Below are 18976 nucleotides of genomic sequence, written 5' to 3' on the forward strand. Positions count from 1 at the left end.
CCCAAGTAGGAGAGCGGAACATGGATCTGCGCGAGACCGCCGCGCAACGAGAGCTGCGCAAGGAGCTGCGAAGCTACTTCGCGGGTCTCATGCCGGAGGACGAACGCCGCCGGGTCGGCGAGGCGGGCGTCGGGGGTGACCGCTTCCGCGAAGTGGTCAGCCGGCTCGGCGCCGACGGCTGGCTCGGCGTCGGATGGCTGGCGGAGTACGGCGGGCAGGGCCGGTCGATCGAGGAGCAGTACATCTTCTTCGACGAGGTCCAGCGGGCCGGGCTGCCGTTCCCGTTCGTCACCGTCAACACGGTCGGCCCCACGCTGATGAGCCACGGGTCGGAGGAGCAGAAGAAGCGCTTCCTGCCCGGCATCCTCTCCGGCGACATCGTGTTCGCGATCGGCTACACCGAACCCGACGCCGGCACCGACCTGGCGTCCCTGACCACCCGAGCGGTCCAGGACGGCGACGAGTTCGTCATCGACGGCAGCAAGATCTTCACGAGCGGCGCGAACACCGCCGACTACGTGTGGCTGGCCTGCCGTACCGACCCGGACGCGCCGAAGCACAAGGGCATCTCGATCCTGATCGTCCCGACGGAGGCGCCCGGGTTCTCGTGGAGCCCGATCCGCACCGTGGGCGGCATGGTCGTGACCGCCACGTACTACAGCGGCGTCCGGGTGCCCGCCACCGAGGTGGTCGGCGAGGTCGACGGCGGCTGGCGGCTCATCACGCACCAGCTCAACCACGAGCGGATCGGGCTCGCCGCCCTCGGCGGGCGCATGATCCAGCTCTGGGAGAGCGTCCTCGGCTGGGCCAAGGAGAACGGCGCCATCGAGCTGCCGTGGGTCCAGCGGGACTTCGCCCGCACCTACGCCAAGCTGGAGGCGATGCGCCTGCTGAACTGGAAGATGACCAGCGCGGTGGCGCGGGGCACCCTGTCCGGAGCCGACGCTGGCGCGGCCAAGGCGTACGGCACCGAGACCCACATCGACGTGCAGCGCACCCTCACCGGCATCCTCGGCGCGGCCGGGCGGATCCGTCCCGAGTCGCCCGGTGCCGTGCTCGCCGGGCAGATCGAGCAACTGTCCCGGCAGGGCATCGTCAACACCTTCGGCGGCGGCGTGAACGAGATCCTCAGGGACATGGTCGCCACCCAGGGGCTCGGCCTGCCCCGGCTGGGGCGCGGCGCATGAACGAGACGTACGAGGAGCGGCTGCGGGCCTTCGTCGGCCGCGAGATCAACCCGCTGAAGTCCGGCCAGGAGCCGGTCAACCGGCCGATGATCCGACACTGGGTCGAGGCCATGGAGGACGACAACCCGATCTATCTGGACGAGGAGGCCGCCCGCGACGCCGGCAGGGACGGGATCGTCGCGCCCGCCTCCATGATCCAGGCGTGGACGATGCGCGGGTACGCCGCGACGACGGCGGCGAAGGGCGGCGGCGGCCCCGCCGACGAGCTGACCGACCTGCTCGCCGAGGGCGGCTACACCTCGGTGGTGGCGACCGACTCGGAGTTCGAGTTCCACCGCGAGCTGGTGCCCGGCGACCACGTTGCCGCGCGGGAGGTCGTCGAGTCCATCTCGCCGGAGAAGACCACCGCCCTGGGCGCGGGCCGCTTCATCACGTCGCTGCGGACGTACCACGACCAGGACGGCGAGGTCGTGGCCGTGCAGCGCTGGCGCATCCTGCGGTTCCGGCCGAAGGAGAAGCCCACCGGGAAGCCGGACGCGACGCCCGCCGAGACGCCGGACGCGAAGCCCGTGGGGAAGCCGGACGCGAAGCCGGACACGAAGCCCGCCGAGACGCCGGAGCCGAAGGCGCGGCGACCCCGCCCCGCGCTCAACAAGGACAACGCGTTCTGGTTCGAGGCGGCGCGCGAGCACCGGCTGCTGATCCAGCGGTGCGCGGCGTGCCGGACGCTGCGCCACCCGCCCGGCCCCTGCTGCCCGGAGTGCGGTTCGTTCGAGTGGGACACCGTGGAGGCATCCGGCCGAGGGCACGTCTACAGCTTCGTGGTCAACCACCATCCCCGCCATCCGGCGTTCGAGTTCCCGATGATCGTCGCGGTCGTGGAGCTGGCCGAAGGCACCCGGCTGATCACCAACCTGGTCGGTGTCACCCCGGAGGAGGTCGAGATCGACATGCCGGTCGTCCTCGAATGGCTGGACCCAGACCCCGAATTGTCGCTTCCGGTGTTCCGGCCGGTCGCCCAGGAAGGTCACTGATGAACTTCACCCTTGACGAAGAGCTCGAAGCGATCCGCGACCTGGCACGGAAGATCTTCGCCGACCGCGCCACCACGGAGCGGGTGCGGGAGGTGGAGAACTCGCCGGCGCGTGTGGACGAGAGCCTGTGGGCCGAGCTGGGCAAGGCGGGCCTGCTCGGCATCGCGGCGCCGGAGGAGGCCGGGGGCGCCGGCCTCGGACTCGGCGCGCTGTGCGTCCTGCTGGAGGAGCAGGGCCGTGTCGTGGCCCCGGTGCCGCTGTGGGCGGCATCCGTCGGCGCGCTGGCGATCGCCGCGCACGGCACCGCCGAGCAGCGCGAGAGCCTGCTGCCCGGCTTCGTGGAGGGATCGTCGCGGCTCACGGTGGCGCTGGAGGAGTTCGGGCCGTACGCCCCCGGCGAGCCCCAGTGTGTGGCCCGGTGTGTGACGCAGCGTGTGGCACAGGGCGCGGCCACGAAGGACCGCGGCCGGCCCGGAGGACAGGGCAGTGGACATGACAGGGGGCAGGACGGCGACGGCTGGCGGCTGACCGGCGTCAAGGCGGTCGTGCCGTCGCCCTTCGGCGCCGGGCACGTCCTGGTCGCCGCCCGCGCCGAGACCGGCACCGGGCTGTTCCTGGTCGCCGCCGACGCGGACGGCGTGACCTGGGAGCGGGCCGAGACCACGAGCCACGACCTCAGCGCCAACCTGATCCTCTCCGACGCCCCCGCGCAGGCGGTGGGCGAGCCCGGGACCGGCGTCCTCGACTGGGCCGTCGAGCGCGCCTCGGTCGCGCTCGCCGCCGTCCAGCTCGGCGTCGCCCAGGGCGCGCTGCGGCTCGCCGCCGGCTACCTCAGCGAGCGGAAGCAGTTCGGCCGTCCGCTGGCCACGTTCCAGGCGGTGCAGCACCAGCTCGCCGACTGCTACATCGACATCGAGGCCATGGGGGTCGCCCTGTGGCAGGCCGTCACCACGATCGAGGAGGGCGAGCCCGCCGCGGCCGCCGCCCTGGTCGCCAAGTGGTGGGCGGGTGAGGCCGGGCTGAACGTCGTCCACCGTGTCCAGCACGTCCACGGCGGCATCGGCGTCGACGTCGACTACCCGGTGCACCGGTACTTCCTCTGGGGCAAACAGATCGCGGGCACCCTCGGCGGCGCCGGCGCGGATCTCGCCCGCCTCGGCACGGTGCTGGCCGCCGGGCCGGTGGTGTCATGACCGCGCCCATCGGAACGCACGCCGAAAAGACCGCGGCGAAGTCCGCCGAGAAGCGCGTCGCGAAGGCGGGCCTGACGTACGACGAGGTGACGGTCGGCGATCGGCTCCCCGAGCTGTCGATCCCGCTGACCAGGACCCTGATCGTCGCGACCGCCATCGCCAGCCGTGACTATCAGGACGTGCACCACGACCCCGAGCTCGCGGTCGAGCGCGGATCCAAGGACATCTTCATGAACATCCTGACCAGCAACGGCCTGGTCGAACGGTTCGTCACCCGCTGGGCCGGCCCGGCCGCGGTCGTCACCGCGATCAGGATCCGGCTCGGCGCGCCCAACTATCCCGGCGACACGATGGTGCTGACCGGCGACGTCACCGCGAAGGACGACGCGGAGAACCGGGTCGAGGTCGCCGTGCGCGGCGTGAACGCGATCGGTCCGCACGTGACGGGCACCGTCGTCGTACGGCTCCCGAAGGGAGATGACGCGTGACCGGCCCCAGCCCCCTGTCCGGAGCCGCGGCGATCGCGGGCATCGGCGCCACCGAGTTCTCCAAGGACTCCGGACGCAGCGAGCTCCAGCTCGCCTGCGAGGCGGTGCTCGCCGCCGTCGCCGACGCCGGGCTGAAGCCGTCCGACGTCGACGGCCTCGTCACGTTCACCGCCGACACCAACGCCGAGATCCACGTCGCGCGCAACACCGGCATCGGGGAGCTGACGTTCTTCTCCCGGATCGGGTACGGCGGCGGCGCGGCCTGCGGCACGCTCCAGCAGGCCGCGATGGCCGTCGCCACCGGCGTCGCCGACGTGGTCGTCTGCTACCGCGCGTTCAACGAGCGGTCCGGCGAGCGGTACGGCCTCGGCCAGGCGGGCCGGGCGATGGACACCGGCGCCGACAGCGCCGCGTACTCGTGGATGACACCGTTCGGCCTGGCCACCCCGGCGCAGTGGGTCGCGATGTTCGCCCGCCGCTACATGCACGAGTACGGCGCGACCAGCGAGGACTTCGGCCGCGTCGCGGTGGTGGACCGCAGGCACGCGGCGAACAACCCGGCGGCCTGGTTCTATCAGCGGCCGATCACGCTGGAGGACCACCAGGCGTCGCGCTGGATCGCCGAGCCGCTGCACCTGCTGGACTGCTGCCAGGAGACCGACGGCGGCCAGGCGTTGGTCGTGGTCTCCGCGGAGCGGGCCCGCGACCTGCCGCACGCGCCCGCGATCATCCGGGCCGCCGCCCAGGGATCGGGCAAGGACCAGCACATGATGACCAGCTACTACCGGCCCACGATTTCCGACATCCCGGAGATGGGCCTCGTCGGGCAGCAACTGTACGGGCAGAGCGGCCTCGGGCCGGGCGACATCGACGCGGCGATCCTGTACGACCACTTCACGCCGCTGGTGCTCCCGCAGCTGGAGGAGCTGGGCTTCTGCGAGCGGGGAGAGGCCAAGGACTTCATTGCCGACGGGAACCTCGAGGTCGGCGGGAGGTTGCCGTGCAACACCCACGGCGGCCAGCTCGGCGAGGCGTACCTGCACGGCATGAACGGCGTCGCCGAGGCGGTCCGGCTGGTCCGCGGCACGTCCGTGAACCAGCCGTCCGAGGTCCGCAACGTGATCGTCACCGCCGGTACGGGCGTGCCCACCAGCGGTCTGGTGCTGGGAGCCGACGAATGAGCGCGGGAACGGCCGAGGTGAGCGAACAGAACGCGGGCTCGTGGGCGGGCCGCGACCTCGGCGAGCGCACGGTCGCCTACGACGAGCGGGACGTGATCCTCTACGCGCTCGCGGTCGGCGCGGCGGCGACCGACCTGGACCTGGTGTTCGAGGAGCGGCTGCGGGTGCTGCCCACGTTCGCGCTGACGCAGGCCCAGTGGGCTCCGGACGCGCTCGGCTCGCTGGGCGCGTTCGACATCACGACGGCGGTGCACGGCTCCCAGCGGCTGCTGGCGCGCGCGCCGCTTCCGGCGTCCGGCGAGCTGACGATGCGGGCCCGGGTCGCGGACGTGTGGGACAAGGGCAGCGCGGCGGTGTTCGACGTCGAGGTGGAGAGCGAGTACTTCCTCGCCACCTGGTCGCTGTTCGCGCCGGGCCGCGGCGGCTTCGGCGGGGAGCGCGGTCCCTCCAGGCCGAAGCCGCGCGAGACGCCCGCCGGCCACGAGCTGGAGATCCGCACCTCGCCCAACCAGACGGCGCTGTACCGCCTGCTGGGCGATCGGCACCACATGCACATCGACCCGGAGGCGGCGAAGGCGGCGGGCATGCCCCGGCCGTTCATGCACGGCCTGTGCACGCTGGCGGCGGTGACCCTGCCGCTGGCGGCGGCCGTGGGCGCGCATCCCGCCGACCTGGTCGAGCTGGAGGGGCGGTTCGCCGCGCCCGTCTTCCCCGGCGACCGGCTCGACGCGCGGGGCTGGACGGGCGGAGAGGACGGGACAGCCGTGCACTTCGAGGTGACCGCGGACGGGAGGACGGCGATCTCAGGTGGCCGGGCCCGGTTCCGCGCCACGGAGTAGCGGGCCGGGTCAGTAGGTAGCGCGCCGGGTTACTGAGTCGCGGGGCGGGTCACCAGGTAGCGGGCCGGGAACTCGCCGCCGCCGTGCACGGCGATGTCCGCGCCCGTGACGTACGACGCCAGGTCGCCGGCCAGGTAGAGGCAGGTGTCCGCCACATCGGCGGGCACCGCCATCCTGCCCATCGGGATCACCTTCGTCACCGCGGCGCCCTCGTCCGGGCCGTACACGTGCGCGGCGGCCTCGGTGCGGATCAGCCCGGTCGTGATGTGGTTGACCCGCACCTTGGGGGACCATTCGAGCGCCAGCGCACGGGTCAGCCCGAGCAGACCGGCCTTGGCGGCGGAGTAGGCCGCGGTGCCGGGCTGCGGGTCGTGGGCGGACACGCTGCCGATGTTGATGATCGAGCCACCGGTCTCCTGCTCGCGCATCACCTTGTTGGCCGGCTGCGCCACGTAGAACGGCGCCAGCAGGTTCAGGTCCACGATCCGCTCCACGAACCGGGGCGAGACCGTGGCGGCGTCCGCCTCCGGCGACCCTCCGGCGTTGTTCACCAGCACGTCGAGCCGTCCGAACGCGGCCACGACGCTCTCCACCAGGCCCGCGGCGGCCGCGGCGTCCCGGACGTCCGCCGAGAAGAACCGCGCGGTCCGGCCGCCTGCGTTCGGCAGGACGTCGGGCTCGTTGCGCCCGCACACGGCCACCTCGGCGCCCGCAGCCAGGAACCCCTCCGCGATCACGAACCCGATGCCCTTGGTGCCCCCGGTCACCAGTACGGCACGGCCGCTGAAGTCAACCGTCGTGTTCACCGCGGTCCTCTCGTCGACGTCGATCCGATTCCCCGGAGGCTACGGCGGGGCACCGCCCGGCGGGGGCCGGGTACCACCCAGCGGGACGACCGCCCCGGCCGCCGGGAATGGGCGACACGATGGTCATCCCGGCAGGTCCGGCAGGTCGCCACCGGAGCCCGACAGGTCCCCACCGAGGCAGGGAGCTCATGATCGACAACGACACATTGACGATTCCGGGTGTCCTGGAGCGCGCCGCGCGCGACTTCCCGGACGTCGAGGCCGTCGTGGACGGCCCGGTCCGGGTGACGTACGCGGAGCTGCGGGACCGGGCCCGCGAGGCGGCGCGGGCGTTCATCGCGCACGGCGTCGGGCGCGGAGACCGGATCGCCCTCTGGGCGCCGAACAGCCTGCGCTGGATGGTCACCGCCCTCGGCGTGCTCGCGGCCGGCGCCGTCGTCGTCCCGATCAACACCAGGTACAAGGGCGACGAGGCGCGGTGGCTGCTCCAGCGCAGCCGGGCCCGGATGCTGTTCGTGGAGGACGGGTTCCTCGGCAACGGCTACCTGTCCATGCTGGGTGTGCCCGTAGGGAACACGGACGAGGGGAACACCGACGAGGGAAACACGGGCGAGCGAAACACGGGCGAGGGCGGGGGCGCCGGCGCGGGGCTGCCCGACCTCCGCACGGTGGTCGCGTACGACGCCGGGCCGCGGCCGGGGGCCGCCCCCTGGGAGGAGTTCGTCGGCGGGGCGGCCTCCGTCACGGACGAGCAGGCGGCGGCGCGGGCGCGGTCGGTGTCCCCGGAGGACGTCGCGGACATCCTGTTCACCTCGGGCACGACGGGCCGATCCAAGGGCGCCATGTGCACGCATGAGCAGAACGTCCGCACCTACCGGTCGTGGTGCGGCCGGACGGGCGTCACCCACGGCGACCGCTACCTCATCGTCAACCCGTTCTTCCACTCCTTCGGCTACAAGGCGGGCATGTTCGCCTGTCTGCTTCAGGGCGCCACGATGGTGCTCCAGCCGGTCTTCGAGGCCGCCGAGACGATGCGGCTGATCGAGGCCGAGCGGATCACGGTGCTGCCCGGTGCGCCGACCATCTACGTGTCGATGCTGGACGCGCCGGAGAGGTCGCGGTTCGACCTGTCCTCGCTCCGCCTCGCGGTGACCGGTTCGTCGACGGTGCCGGTCGCGCTGGTGCAGCGGATGCGGGCCGAGCTGTTCCCCCAGGTCGTCACCGCGTACGGACTGACCGAGTCGTGCGGCACGGTCACCTCGTGCTCTCTCGACGACGACGCCGAGACCGTGGCGAACACGGCCGGACGTGTCATCGACGGCGTGGAGATCCAGGTCGTCGACGGCGACGGCCGCGAGGTCGCGCCGGGGGAGGACGGCGAGGTCCTCGTCCGGGGCTACAACGTGATGCTCGGCTACCTCGACGACGAGGAGGCGACCGCCGCCGCGATCAGGGACGGCTGGCTCGTGACCGGCGACCGCGGCCGCCTCGACACGCGCGGCAACCTGACCATCACCGGCCGCTCGAAGGACATGTTCGTGGTCGGCGGGTTCAACGTGTACCCCGCCGAGATCGAGCAGGTGCTCGCCCGCCACGAAGGGGTCGCCGAGGTCGCCGTCATCGGCGTTCCCGACCAGCGGATGGGCGAGGTCGGCCGGGCCTACGTCGTGGCGCGCCCCGGCGCCGACCTCGCGCCCGAGGCGCTCGTGGAGTACTGCCGGGACCGGTTGGCGAACTTCAAGGTGCCCCGCGAGGTCGTCATCGTAGAGGGCCTGCCGAAGAACGCGACCGGCAAGGTGCAGAAGGCGGAACTCTCGCGCGCCTGACCCGGGCCGCCCGAGCGGCATCGGAGGACGGGACGGCCTTTACTTCGGAACGTGTTCCGAAGTATGGTGCGGTATGACCGTGCCCACTGTCCCGTTCTCCGATCTGTCGAAGCACTCGAAGCGTGTCGCCGAGACCATCGATCGGTGTCATCGCGTGCACGTCAAGCGCCGCGACGGAGAAGACCTGTTCATCTCCACGGCGCGGCATGACCGGCAGCGGGAGGAGACCGCGGATATCGCGGCTCGCATGATCGCCGCACTGCTCGCCAGCGATGAAGGCACCCGCGCGGTCTTGCACGCCCTGCCATCGGTTTTCCCGTGGGTCCGGCACCTCGCTGCGGAGGAGACGAGGGAGTTCGTCCAGGAGCTCGTCGACACCACGCGGGACGCGGTCGATCTGGACGTCCACGCCACGTTGCACCGAATCATCGTCGAATGGCGTGCCACCGCACGGATCCTGGCCGATCCCGCGCTGACCGCGCAGCTCACCCGCGCGCTGCCCGATGAGGACCACGGCGAGGTGTCCGCTCCGTGAGTCCCAAGCGCGGCGACACCGTGGCCCCGCCGCCGGTCGGTGACGAATGGCACCTGAGATTCGCCACCAATGAGGCGGCCAAGGGATGGATCGACCTGTGCGCCGAAGCCGCGGGCAACTCCCGGCGCTGCTTCGAGGCGTTGCGCGATGCCCCGCTGTCGTTGGAAGATCCGGACCGGCAGCACCGGCTGCGGGGCCGCCTCGCCACCGGGACGCTGGGCGGTTGTGAATATCCACAGTGGGAATATGAGGTCACCGCGGGTGGTCGTGTGCGCTACCTCGTCGACGAGTCCCGGCGAACCGTCCACCTGGTCTATGCCTCGCCTCGCCACCCCAGGGACACCGACACCTGAGGCGTGGTGACCCCGCCGAGCGGGCACCTGATCGAGGGTGGGGCAAGGGACGTGTTCGCCGGCCACTAATTATCCTTTTTTGGGATTAAATCTCCAGCTAACAGAAAAAAGCTGTCCTAGTGTGGCGATGTCATGGCCCCGGTGCGCATATGGCAGCGATGCTCTATCAGAACCCGCTTGACGGTGATGACGACCGCCGTCATGGCGCTGATCTGCACTGTTATCGCGGCGCTCATCCTGGTGAGCGTACGGGACAATGTCCGGGAATATTACTCGAAGGACCTCGTCGCCGAGGCTGTGCAGATCAGTCAGGAGGTACGCCAGAAGGGCACAGTCTCCCATCTCCCCAAGGATCCGGACATTGCGATCCAGGTGTTCGACCCCTCTGGCGCCCTCGTCGCGGCGACACCGAACGTGGCCAGCGCGCCACCGATGGAGAGGCTCATCTACCGCGCCGACAACATCGCGACCAGCGACATCTGCAACCTGCGGGCCTTCCCGGGCGAGTGCAAGATCGGCGTCTATTTCCCCTTCCACGTGTCCGACGGGCTCTGGCGGCTCCATATGGCGGTCTCCGACGTCCCCTGGTACATCAGCCCCCGTTTCCTGGGCCTGCTCATCGCGGGCTGGCTCCTGCTGGTCGGGGTCACCGCCCTGGCCGCCTACCGGGCCGTGAGCAGCACGCTCGAACCGGTGGACGCGATGACGTCCAAGCTGGCCGAGATCACCGGTGGCGACCTGAGCCAGCGGGTTCCGGTGCCCTGGTTCCACGACGAGCTGCGCCGGCTCGCGGAACGGGCGAACCAGACATTGGACCGGGCGGAGCGCGCGGTGGAACAGCAGCGCCGTTTCGCCTCCGACACGTCCCATGATCTGCGCACCCCCTTGACCGCCATGCACACCGAGCTCGATGAGGCGCTCCTCCACCCGGAGGAGACCGACTGGCCGCGCACCGCGCGTACGGCGCTGGACAGCCTGGAACGGCTGCAGGTCATGGTCACCAGCCTTCTGGACATCGCGCGCCTGGACGCGGGTGCTCCCGGGCGGCGCGAACCCGTCGACCTGGCCGAGCTGGTGAAGTCCGAGCTGGTACGGCGGGCACGCAAGGTCACGGTGACCGAGCAGCTCACCCCCGGCGTGGTGGTCGACGGCGATCCGCTGCACCTGTCTCGGCTCCTGGGCAACCTTCTCGACAACGCGGAGCGCCACGCCGAGCGCAACGTAACGGTCGAGGTCGCTCGCGATGACGGATCAGCGGTGCTCGAAGTGGTGGACGACGGCGACGGCATCCCGCCCGATCAACGGGAGATCGTCTTCCAGCGTTTCGCCCGGCTGGACGCCTCACGGAGAAAGGACGCCGGGGGCACCGGCCTCGGCCTGCCGATCGCCCGGCAGATCGCGGAGAGCCACGGCGGCACGCTCACGATCGGCGACTCCCCGCGCGGCGCCAGGTTCGTGCTCCGCCTGCCTTTGCGCTCCTGAAGCGCACGGCAGGCCGACGGTCCGGTGCCCGGCCCCACGCCCCGGGGTCTCAGGCGCTCTCCTGCGGCAGCTCGACGGCGATCGTGAGGCCGCCCTCCTCGCGGGGTTCGGCGGTCACGGTGCCGCCGTGCGCCTCGGCGACCACCCGGACGATGGACAGCCCGAGCCCGCTGCCCCGGTCGGAGCGCAGCCGGTCGCCGTGCAGCCGCCGGAACGGTTCGAAGATCGTCTCGATCTCGTACGGCGGCACGGGCAGGCCGCTGTTGGACACGACCAGCTCCACCCGGTCGGTCCGCCGCCGGGTGGACACCCACACCTCGCCGCCCGTGTGGTTGTGCCGGATCGCGTTCTCCACCAGGTTCTGCACGAGCCGTTCGACCAGGACGGCCTCGCCCGCGGTGGGGGCGGGGTCGAGCAGCCGGTGGACGGTCACGCCCTGCTCCTTGGCTTCGCCGGCGGCCAGGTCGAGCACGTGCTCGGCCACGTCGGCCAGGTCGAACGGCCGCCGGTCCAGCACCGCCCGCTCGCCCTCGGCCAGGGCGAGGAGGCCGTTGATCAGCCGCTCGTGCCGGGTGTTGACCACCAGCAGGGACTCGCCGAGCCGTTTGACGTCCTCGCTCGCGTCGGGCCGCCGGACCGCCACGTCCACCAGGGTGCGGTTGATGGTGAGCGGCGTGCGCAGCTCGTGCGAGGCGTTGGCGATGAACCGCCGCTGCCCGTCGAACGAGCGGGCCAGCCGGGCGAGGACGATGTCGACGGTGTCGGCCAGCTCCTTGACCTCGTCGTCCGGCCCCGTGTGGGCGATGCGTTCGGTGAGGTCGTGGCTCTGGGCGACGCGCACCGCGCGCGCCGTGACCGACCGCACGGGGAGCATCGTCCATCCGGCGGCCCGCCAGCCGGCCGCCGCCGCCAGCCCGCCGCCCGCGAGGACGGCGACGCCGCCCCAGACCAGTACGTTCTTGATCGTGTCGGCCTGGTAGATGCGCCTGACCTGCGCGACCCGCTGCCCTGCGACGTAGTACGGCTCGCTGGGGGGCGGGTACATGTTCCCCGCGGCGCGGATCCACTTGGGCTGCCGGAGCCCGTCACGCGGTTCCAGGCTCTGCCGTACGACGAAGGCGAGCACCGCGACCAGGATGACGCCGATGAGGACGAAGACCGCGCCGCAGGCGAGGGCGAAGCGGAGCCGGACGCTGCTCTTCATGGGATCCGGTACCCCGCTCCGGTGACGGTCTCGATGACCGGCGGGTCGCCGATCTTGCGGCGCAGCTTCATCATCGTGGTGCGCACCGTGTTGGTGAACGGGTCGATGTGCTCGTCCCACACCTTCTCCAGCAACGTCTCGGCGGAGACCACCGCCCCGCGGGCGCGCAGCAGCTCGGCCAGCACGCCGAACTCCTTGCGCGCCAGCGGCACGTAGCGCCCGTCCCGGAACGCCTGCCGGTGCGCCCAGTCGAGGCGGATGCCCGCTCGCTCCAGGATCGGCGGATCGGCCGCCCGGACCCGGCGGCCCAGCGCGTGGACCCGGGCCACCAGCTCCTCGAACGCGAACGGCTTGGGCAGGTAGTCGTCGGCTCCGAGGGAGAGGCCCGCCACCCGGGAGCGCACGTCAGCCGACGCGGTGAGCATGAGGATGCGCACGGCCGCGGCGTCGGCGACCACGGCCCGGCACACCTCGTCGCCGTGCACGCCCGGCAGGTCCCGATCCAGGATCAGCACGTCGTAGTCGTGGATCCGCACCCGTTCCAGCGCCGCCTCCCCGTCGTAGGCGACGTCCACGGCGAGCGCCTCCCCGCGCAGCCCCTCCGCGATCGAGTCGGCGAGCATCCGCTCGTCCTCGGCGACCAATACCCGCAACGTGCCCCCTATGTCATGCGATGCCGTCGAGCTGTTCGTCGAAAACGCCGTCGAATCGCGCCACCATGCCATCAACGCCATAACGCGGACGTAACCGGATCAGGTGACGCCGAGTTTAGCGATCATCGGTTTCAGTTCTCCTCTGATGCCGGGAACCGCCCGGCCCTGAATCAGGGGGACCATCCATGCTCACCTCACCGGGTGGCGTCCAGATGGAACAAGCCGAACCCGTCACGGAGGGCGTCACGAAGGGTGGTGGCGCGCGCCATCGCCTGCGCCGGGCGCTCAGCTCGGGCCACAGCCTGTTCGTCGTCGTGATCACCCTGGCGGCGGCGCTGCGCGCCGTCGTGATGCTCGGCTACAACACCGCCCAGCTGTATTGGTACGACTCGTTCACGTACCTGGACACGGCCGTCCACCTGAAGCCCGGCGGCGCGTTCCATCCCGCCGGCTACTCGTTCTTCCTGCGGCTGCTCTGGCCGTTCCACAGCGTCTCGCTTGTGGTCGGCGTGCAGCACGTCATGGGGCTCGGCATGGGCCTGATGATCTATCTCCTGCTGCGCCGCCGTTCGCTGCCCGCGTGGGGCGCGACGCTGGCCACGCTGCCCGTGCTGTTCGACCCGTCGTTCGTGCGGCTCGAACACTCCGTGCTCTCGGACACCCAGGTCACGTTCCTCGTCATCGCCGCGCTGACGGTTCTCATGTGGCGGGCGAAGCCCTCGGTGCGGTCGGCCGCGGTGGCCGGGGTGCTGCTCGCGGTGGCCGGGCTGACCCGGACGGCCGCGGCGCCGCTGCTCGTCCTGTTCGTGCTCTACCTGGTCCTGCAGCGGGTCGGATGGCGGCAGGTGGTCGCGCTGGCGGTCGCGGGGACGCTGCCGCTCGCCGCCTACGCGGGCTGGTATCAGCAGCACCACGGGCGCTTCGCGCTCAGCGGCTCGGACGGAGTGGCGCTGTGGGCGCGCACCATGACGTTCGCCGACTGCTCGAAGATCAAGCCGCCGGCCGAGGAGGCGCGGCTCTGCCCGAACGGCACCGTCGTCGACGCCGCCGGGGAGTACGTGTGGGCAGCGGACACATCGCTCAACCGGCTGCCCGGCGACCGCTTCTCCCACAACGACCTGGCCAGGTCCTTCGCGCTGCGCGCCATCGCCGCCCAGCCGCTCGACTACCTCCGCGAGGTGGTCTCCGACGCGTCGCTCGCCTTCGCGTGGACGCCCGTGAGCCACCCGAAGCGGGTCGTTCCGGCTCTGATGTTCCCGGTCGGCTCCTGGCCGCTGCCCTCGTTCCCGCTGATCCACCAGGTCCGGGTCGCGTACGACCCCGCCATCCGCGGCATGGCGTCCGTCGAGCCCTACGACAGGTTCTTCGCGGCGTACCGCTACCCGAACGCCCTGCACGGCCCGCTGTTCGGCCTGGTTCTGCTGCTCGGCGGCCTCGGCGCGATCGGGCGGCGGCGTCCGGCGCTGCTGCCGTGGGCCGCGGCGATGTTCCTGTTCGTCGGGCCGATCGCCGCGCTCGACTTCGACCACCGCTACATGCTGCCCGCGGTTCCGGTGGCGTGTGTCGCCGCGGCCCTGGGCGCGGCGAGCCTGTGGCGCGCCCGCCCGGGCCGCCGCGCGACGGCCCAGTGAACGACCGCGTGAACCGCCCGGTGAGGACACGGTGACCGGCGTGGTCACCGGCGTCGTGAGCGGCGTGGTGTAGCCCGGGCTGTCAGGCGCCGTAGACGGGCTCGGGGCGGGCGGCCTCCTTCAGCAGCCCACCGATCTCCGCGCCCAGCTCCGCCGGGTTCCAGCGGGCGCCCTTGTCGGTGGACGGGCCGCGCCGGAAGCCGTCCATCACGCAGATCCGGCCGCCTTCGACCTCGAAGACGCGGCCGGTGACGTCCCTCGACTCGGCCGAGCCAAGCCACACCACCAGCGGGGAGACGTTCTCCGGCGCCATCGCGTCGAAGGCGCCCTCCTCCGGCGCCGCCATCGTGGCCGCGAACACCTGCTCGGTCATCCGCGTGCGGGCCGCCGGGGCGATGGCGTTGACGGTCACGCCGTACCGGCCGAGCTCGGCGGCGGCGACCAGGGTGAGGCCCACGATGCCGGCCTTGGCGGCCGAGTAGTTGCCCTGCCCCACGCTGCCGAGCAGGCCCGCGCCGGACGAGGTGTTGATCACCCGGGCGTCCGGCCGGCCACCCGCCTTGGACTCCGCCCGCCAGTGCAGGCCGGCGTGCTTGAGCGGCAGGAAGTGTCCCTTGAGGTGGACCCGCATCACGGCGTCCCACTCCTCCTCGGACAGGTTGACCAGCATGCGGTCGCGGAGGAATCCGGCGTTGTTGACCAGGACGTCCAGCCGGCCGAAGGTCTCCAGCGCCGTGCTCACCAGCGCCCGGGCCCCGGCGTCGGTGGCGATGTCGGACCCCTCGGCGACGGCCTCGCCGCCGAGCGCGCGGATCTCCTCGACCACCTGCTGGGCCGGCGCGGCGGAGCCGCCCTCGCCGGACCGGCTCACGCCGAGGTCGTTGACGACGACCTTGGCACCCTGACGGGCGAACTCCAGGGCGTGCGCGCGGCCGAGGCCACGCCCGGCGCCGGTGACGATGATGACGCGGTCCTTGCAGATCATTCTCAGCTCTCCTTGCCGGCGGCGGTCGGGAAGGCGGGCCGTGTCCAGGCACGGTACCTTCTGCTACGGTCATTTCTAACAAATGTTTGGTGGAAAGGTAGCGTATGGGAATCTCCACCAGGAACCATGGGGACGGCATCGCCGAGGTGGTGGTCGACGCGCCGCCGGTCAACGCCCTGACCGTGCGCGGCTGGTTCGACCTGGCCGACGCCGTGCGGCAGGCCGGCCGCGAGCCGGAGACCCGCGTCGTCGTCCTGCGCGCCGAGGGTCGCGGCTTCAACGCCGGGGTGGACATCAAGGAGATGCAGGCGACCTCCGGCTTCGACGCGCTGGTCGGCGCGAACCGGGGCTGCTACGCCGCGTTCTCCGCGGTGTACGAGTGCGAGGTGCCGGTGATCGCGGCCGTGCACGGGTTCTGCCTCGGCGGCGGCATCGGCCTCGTGGGCAACGCCGACGTCGTGGTGGCCTCCGATGACGCCTATTTCGGGCTGCCCGAGGTCGATCGCGGCGCGCTGGGTGCGGCCACGCATCTGGCCCGGCTGGTTCCGCAGCACCTGATGCGGGCGATGGTGTACACCTGCCGGAACGTCACGGCCGCCGAATTGCACGCGTTCGGATCGGTGCTGGACGTGGTGCCCCGTGACCGGCTCAGAGACGCTGCCTTCGAGGTCGCGGCCCAGATCGCCGGCAAGGACCCCTATGTGATCCGGCGGGCAAAGGAGTCGCTGAACGGCATCGACCCGGTCGACGTCCACCGCAGCTACCGCTTCGAGCAGGGCTTCACGTTCGAGCTCAACCTCATGGGCGCCGGCGACCGGCACCGCGACAGCTTCGTCAACGATTCCGCCCGCGCGGCGAATGAGGAGTGGTGAGCGACTCGTGAGCACCAAGGTCATGACGATCGAGGAGGTCGTCGGGTCGCTGGAGAGCGGCATGACGATCGGCATCGGCGGCTGGGGTGCCCGGCGCAAGCCGATGGCCCTGGTCCGCGCGATCTACCGCTCGCCCCTTGAGGATCTGACGATCGTGTCGTACGGCGGGGCCGACGTGGGCCTGCTGTGCGCCGCGGGCAAGGTCCGCAAGGTGATCGCCCCGTTCGTGACGCTCGACTCCGTGCCGCTGGAGCCCCATTTCAGGGCGGCCAGGCAGAACGGCGCGATCGAGTTCACGGAGTATGACGAGGGCATGTTCATGTTCGGCCTGCTGGCCGCCGCGCATCGGCTGCCGTTCCTGCCCACCCGGGCGGGTCTCGGCTCGGACGTCATGCGGGTGAATCCGGAGCTGCGCACCGTCCGTTCGCCGTACGACGATCAGGAGGAGTTCGTCGCGGCGCCCGCGCTGACGCTGGACGTGGCCCTGGTGCACATGGACCGGGCTGATACGCGGGGCAACGGCCAGTACCTCGGTCCCGACCCGTACATGGACGACATGCTGGCCAAGGCCGCGGGCCGCTGCTACGTGAGCTGCGAGCGCCTGGTGGAGCCCGGAAAGCTGGAGGGCCCGCCGCAGACGCTGCTCATCAGCCGCATGTACACGGCCGGAGTGGTGGAGACCCCGAACGGCGGCCATTTCACCGACTGCGGGCCGGATCACGGCCGCGACGAGGCGTTCCAGCGGCACTACGCCAGGTCGGCGGCCGACCCCGAGGCGTGGGCCGCGTTCGCGGACCGGTTCCTGGCCGGGGACGAGACGGCCTACCAGGAGGCGGTCGTGCGGTGGCACGAGGAGCAGCACCAGGAGCAGAGGGAGAGGGCACGATGAGCGCGACCTGTGCGGAGATCTGCGTGACGGCCTGCGCCGAGGCGTGGCGGGGCGACGGCGAGATCCTGGCCGCGGCGATGGGCACCTGCTCGATCCTCGGCGCCCGGCTGGCCCGGCACACCTTCGAGCCCGGACTGCTGACCACCGACGGCGGCGCGTTGCTCACCGCCGAACCGGTGCCGATCGGCGCGCCCGCCGGCCCGGTCGAGGGCTGGATGCCGTTCCGCGACCACCTGTGGCTGGTGCAGAACGGGCGGCGGCACGTCATGCTGGGCGCCTCCCAGATCGACAGGTACGGCAACACCAACATCTCGGCCATCGGAGCCTGGGAACGGCCCACGTCGCAGCTGCTCGGGGTGCGCGGCGCCCCCGGCAACACGTTCTGCAACACGACGAGCTACTGGATCCCCAAGCAGTCCAGGCGGGTGTTCGTGCCGAAGGTGGACATGGTCAGTGGTGTCGGCTACGACCGGGCGGCAGAGCTGGGCCCGGAGGCGTCCCGCTTCCACGGCCTGCGCCGGGTGGTGACCGATCTGGGCGTGTTCGACTTCGGCACCCCGGACAGGGTGATGCGGCTGGTCTCGGTCCACCCCGGTGTGGAGGTGGAGCAGGTCGTCGCCGCCACCGGGTTCGACCTCGTGATCGACGGTGACGTGCCGGAGACCCGGCAGCCGACGGACGAGGAGCTGCGGCTGATCCGCGAGGTGCTCGACCCGAGGAGCCTGCGGGACCTGGAGGTCCGGGCGTGATCGACCAGGTCCTGGACACGCCGCTGACCCGGCTCACCGGTGTGCGCCACCCCGTCGTGCAGACCGGCATGGGGTGGGTGGCGGGTCCGCGTCTGGTCTCGGCGGTGGCGAACGCGGGCGGCCTGGGCATCCTCGCCTCGGCCACCATGACGCTCGACCAGCTCGCCACCGCCGTCGAGGAGGTGCGCTCGCGCACCGACGCGCCCTTCGGCGTGAACCTGCGTGCCGACGCCTCGGACGCCGGCGAGCGCGTCGACCTGCTGATCAAGAGCCGGGTGAAGGTCGCCTCGTTCGCGCTGGCCCCCCGCCAGGAGCTCATCGCCAAGCTGAAGGACGCCGGGGTCGTGGTGATCCCGTCGGTCGGCGCGCGGCGGCACGCGGAGAAGGTCGCCGCGTGGGGTGCGGACGCCGTACTGGTCCAGGGTGGCGAGGGCGGCGGCCACACCGGAGCGGTCGCCACCACGCTGCTGCTGCCCCAGGTCGTGGACGCGGTCGGCATCCCGGTGATCGCCGCGGGCGGTTTCTTCGACGGGCGCGGTCTCGCCGCCGCGCTCGCGTACGGCGCGGCCGGCGTGGCCATGGGCACCCGCTTCCTGCTCACCGTGGACAGCTCGGTCCCCGACTCGGTCAAGCGGACCTACCTCGGCATGTCGGAGACCGTGGTCACCCGCCAGGTGGACGGCATGCCGCACCGGGTGCTGCGCACTCCGCTGGTCAACGGTCTGGAGCGTGCGGGCCGGGTCTCCGGCCTGCTCCGCGCGGTGCGCAATGCCGCGAGGTTCCGCCGCATCTCGGGCATGTCCTGGCCCGGCATGATCCGCGACGGGCTCGCCATGAAGCACGGCAAGGAGCTCACCTGGTCCCAGGTCCTGATGGCGGCCAACACGCCGATGCTGCTCAAGGCGGCCATGGTGGACGGCCGCCCGGACCTCGGCGTGATGGCCTCCGGCCAGGTCGTGGCGCTCATCGACGACCTGCCCTCGTGCGAGGAGCTGATCGACGGGATTGTCACCCAGGCCGCCGACGTCCTGCGCGGTCTCGGCGCCAACCTCGCGGACTGACCCCGGCG

19 protein-coding genes are annotated in these 18976 nt (G+C 71.6%); 15 read left to right on the plus strand and 4 right to left on the minus strand.

The features are described 5' to 3' along the window. Window positions 1–20: 20 nt before the first annotated feature. Genes QSK17_RS16305 through QSK17_RS16330 form a run of 6 tightly spaced genes read left to right on the plus strand, consistent with a single transcriptional unit; the run spans window position 21 to window position 5922 of the window. Window positions 21–1187 carry an acyl-CoA dehydrogenase family protein gene (locus QSK17_RS16305; protein WP_285705613.1) on the plus strand — a complete coding sequence of 389 codons (1167 nt, stop codon included), beginning with the start codon at window positions 21–23 and terminating at the stop codon, window positions 1185–1187. Further along, on the plus strand, window positions 1184–2221 hold the full coding sequence (locus QSK17_RS16310; RefSeq protein ID WP_285705614.1) for an FAS1-like dehydratase domain-containing protein: 1038 nt from the start codon (window positions 1184–1186) through the stop codon (window positions 2219–2221). Before QSK17_RS16305 ends, QSK17_RS16310 begins: the two co-directional genes overlap by 4 nt. Continuing rightward, entirely contained in the window at window positions 2221–3414 is a 1194-nt protein-coding gene (locus tag QSK17_RS16315) for an acyl-CoA dehydrogenase family protein (RefSeq protein WP_285705616.1), read from the plus strand. The genes QSK17_RS16310 and QSK17_RS16315 overlap by 1 nt, the downstream gene beginning before the upstream one ends. After that, on the plus strand, window positions 3411–3902 hold the full coding sequence (locus QSK17_RS16320; RefSeq protein ID WP_285705617.1) for a MaoC family dehydratase: 492 nt from the start codon (window positions 3411–3413) through the stop codon (window positions 3900–3902). Before QSK17_RS16315 ends, QSK17_RS16320 begins: the two co-directional genes overlap by 4 nt. Continuing rightward, the gene (locus QSK17_RS16325; RefSeq protein WP_285705618.1) at window positions 3899–5083 is read left to right on the plus strand and encodes a lipid-transfer protein; all 1185 of its coding nucleotides are present in this window, start codon (window positions 3899–3901) and stop codon (window positions 5081–5083) included. Before QSK17_RS16320 ends, QSK17_RS16325 begins: the two co-directional genes overlap by 4 nt. Further along, a complete protein-coding gene (locus QSK17_RS16330; protein WP_285705619.1) occupies window positions 5080–5922 on the plus strand; it encodes a MaoC/PaaZ C-terminal domain-containing protein in 843 nt (280 codons plus the stop codon). The genes QSK17_RS16325 and QSK17_RS16330 overlap by 4 nt, the downstream gene beginning before the upstream one ends. 29 nt (window positions 5923–5951) lie before the next feature. Here the strand turns inward: QSK17_RS16330 and QSK17_RS16335 are convergent, their stop codons facing one another. Then, the gene (locus QSK17_RS16335) at window positions 5952–6728 is read right to left on the minus strand and encodes an SDR family oxidoreductase (protein ID WP_285705620.1); all 777 of its coding nucleotides are present in this window, start codon (window positions 6726–6728) and stop codon (window positions 5952–5954) included. A gap of 188 nt (window positions 6729–6916) precedes the next feature. Between QSK17_RS16335 and QSK17_RS16340 the strand changes: the two genes are divergently transcribed. The 4 genes from QSK17_RS16340 (at window position 6917) to QSK17_RS16355 (ending at window position 10924) form a co-directional block, all read left to right on the plus strand. Further along, complete coding sequence (locus QSK17_RS16340; RefSeq protein WP_285705621.1) at window positions 6917–8554, plus strand: AMP-binding protein; 1638 nt, start codon at window positions 6917–6919, stop codon at window positions 8552–8554. 73 nt (window positions 8555–8627) lie between these two features. Beyond that, on the plus strand, window positions 8628–9089 hold the full coding sequence (locus tag QSK17_RS16345; protein WP_285705622.1) for a hypothetical protein: 462 nt from the start codon (window positions 8628–8630) through the stop codon (window positions 9087–9089). Continuing rightward, entirely contained in the window at window positions 9086–9442 is a 357-nt protein-coding gene (locus QSK17_RS16350) for a hypothetical protein (RefSeq protein WP_285705623.1), read from the plus strand. Before QSK17_RS16345 ends, QSK17_RS16350 begins: the two co-directional genes overlap by 4 nt. A 186-nt stretch (window positions 9443–9628) precedes the next feature. Further along, the gene (locus QSK17_RS16355) at window positions 9629–10924 is read left to right on the plus strand and encodes a sensor histidine kinase (RefSeq protein ID WP_285705698.1); all 1296 of its coding nucleotides are present in this window, start codon (window positions 9629–9631) and stop codon (window positions 10922–10924) included. A 49-nt stretch (window positions 10925–10973) separates the two neighbouring features. On the opposite strand, the gene QSK17_RS16360 is transcribed toward QSK17_RS16355, so the two are convergent. Together QSK17_RS16360 and QSK17_RS16365 are read right to left on the minus strand one after the other, a co-directional pair. After that, on the minus strand, window positions 10974–12128 hold the full coding sequence (locus QSK17_RS16360; RefSeq protein WP_285705624.1) for a sensor histidine kinase: 1155 nt from the start codon (window positions 12126–12128) through the stop codon (window positions 10974–10976). Further along, the gene (locus tag QSK17_RS16365; protein ID WP_285705625.1) at window positions 12125–12781 is read right to left on the minus strand and encodes a response regulator transcription factor; all 657 of its coding nucleotides are present in this window, start codon (window positions 12779–12781) and stop codon (window positions 12125–12127) included. Before QSK17_RS16365 ends, QSK17_RS16360 begins: the two co-directional genes overlap by 4 nt. Before the next feature lie 185 nt (window positions 12782–12966). Here QSK17_RS16365 and QSK17_RS16370 point away from each other — a divergent pair, with 185 nt between their 5' ends. Beyond that, window positions 12967–14412, plus strand: a complete 1446-nt coding sequence (locus QSK17_RS16370) for a hypothetical protein (RefSeq protein WP_285705626.1) — start codon at window positions 12967–12969, stop codon at window positions 14410–14412. Between the two features lie 82 nt (window positions 14413–14494). Here QSK17_RS16370 and QSK17_RS16375 read toward each other — a convergent pair whose 3' ends face one another. Next, the gene (locus tag QSK17_RS16375) at window positions 14495–15397 is read right to left on the minus strand and encodes an SDR family oxidoreductase (protein WP_285705627.1); all 903 of its coding nucleotides are present in this window, start codon (window positions 15395–15397) and stop codon (window positions 14495–14497) included. Between the two features lie 104 nt (window positions 15398–15501). Between QSK17_RS16375 and QSK17_RS16380 the strand changes: the two genes are divergently transcribed. Genes QSK17_RS16380 through QSK17_RS16395 form a run of 4 tightly spaced genes read left to right on the plus strand, consistent with a single transcriptional unit; the run spans window position 15502 to window position 18968 of the window. Continuing rightward, entirely contained in the window at window positions 15502–16269 is a 768-nt protein-coding gene (locus tag QSK17_RS16380; protein WP_285705628.1) for an enoyl-CoA hydratase family protein, read from the plus strand. A gap of 22 nt (window positions 16270–16291) precedes the next feature. Further along, window positions 16292–17158, plus strand: a complete 867-nt coding sequence (locus QSK17_RS16385; RefSeq protein WP_285705699.1) for a CoA transferase subunit A — start codon at window positions 16292–16294, stop codon at window positions 17156–17158. After that, on the plus strand, window positions 17155–17907 hold the full coding sequence (locus QSK17_RS16390) for a CoA-transferase subunit beta (RefSeq protein WP_285705629.1): 753 nt from the start codon (window positions 17155–17157) through the stop codon (window positions 17905–17907). The genes QSK17_RS16385 and QSK17_RS16390 overlap by 4 nt, the downstream gene beginning before the upstream one ends. Then, window positions 17907–18968: an NAD(P)H-dependent flavin oxidoreductase gene (locus QSK17_RS16395; protein WP_285705700.1), complete on the plus strand. Its 1062-nt coding sequence runs from the start codon at window positions 17907–17909 to the stop codon at window positions 18966–18968. Before QSK17_RS16390 ends, QSK17_RS16395 begins: the two co-directional genes overlap by 1 nt. Window positions 18969–18976: the final 8 nt, after the last annotated feature.

Origin of the sequence: Microtetraspora sp. NBRC 16547 (genome assembly GCF_030268965.1) — a bacterium.
In the GTDB taxonomy this organism is placed as follows: Bacteria; Actinomycetota; Actinomycetes; order Streptosporangiales; family Streptosporangiaceae; genus Microtetraspora.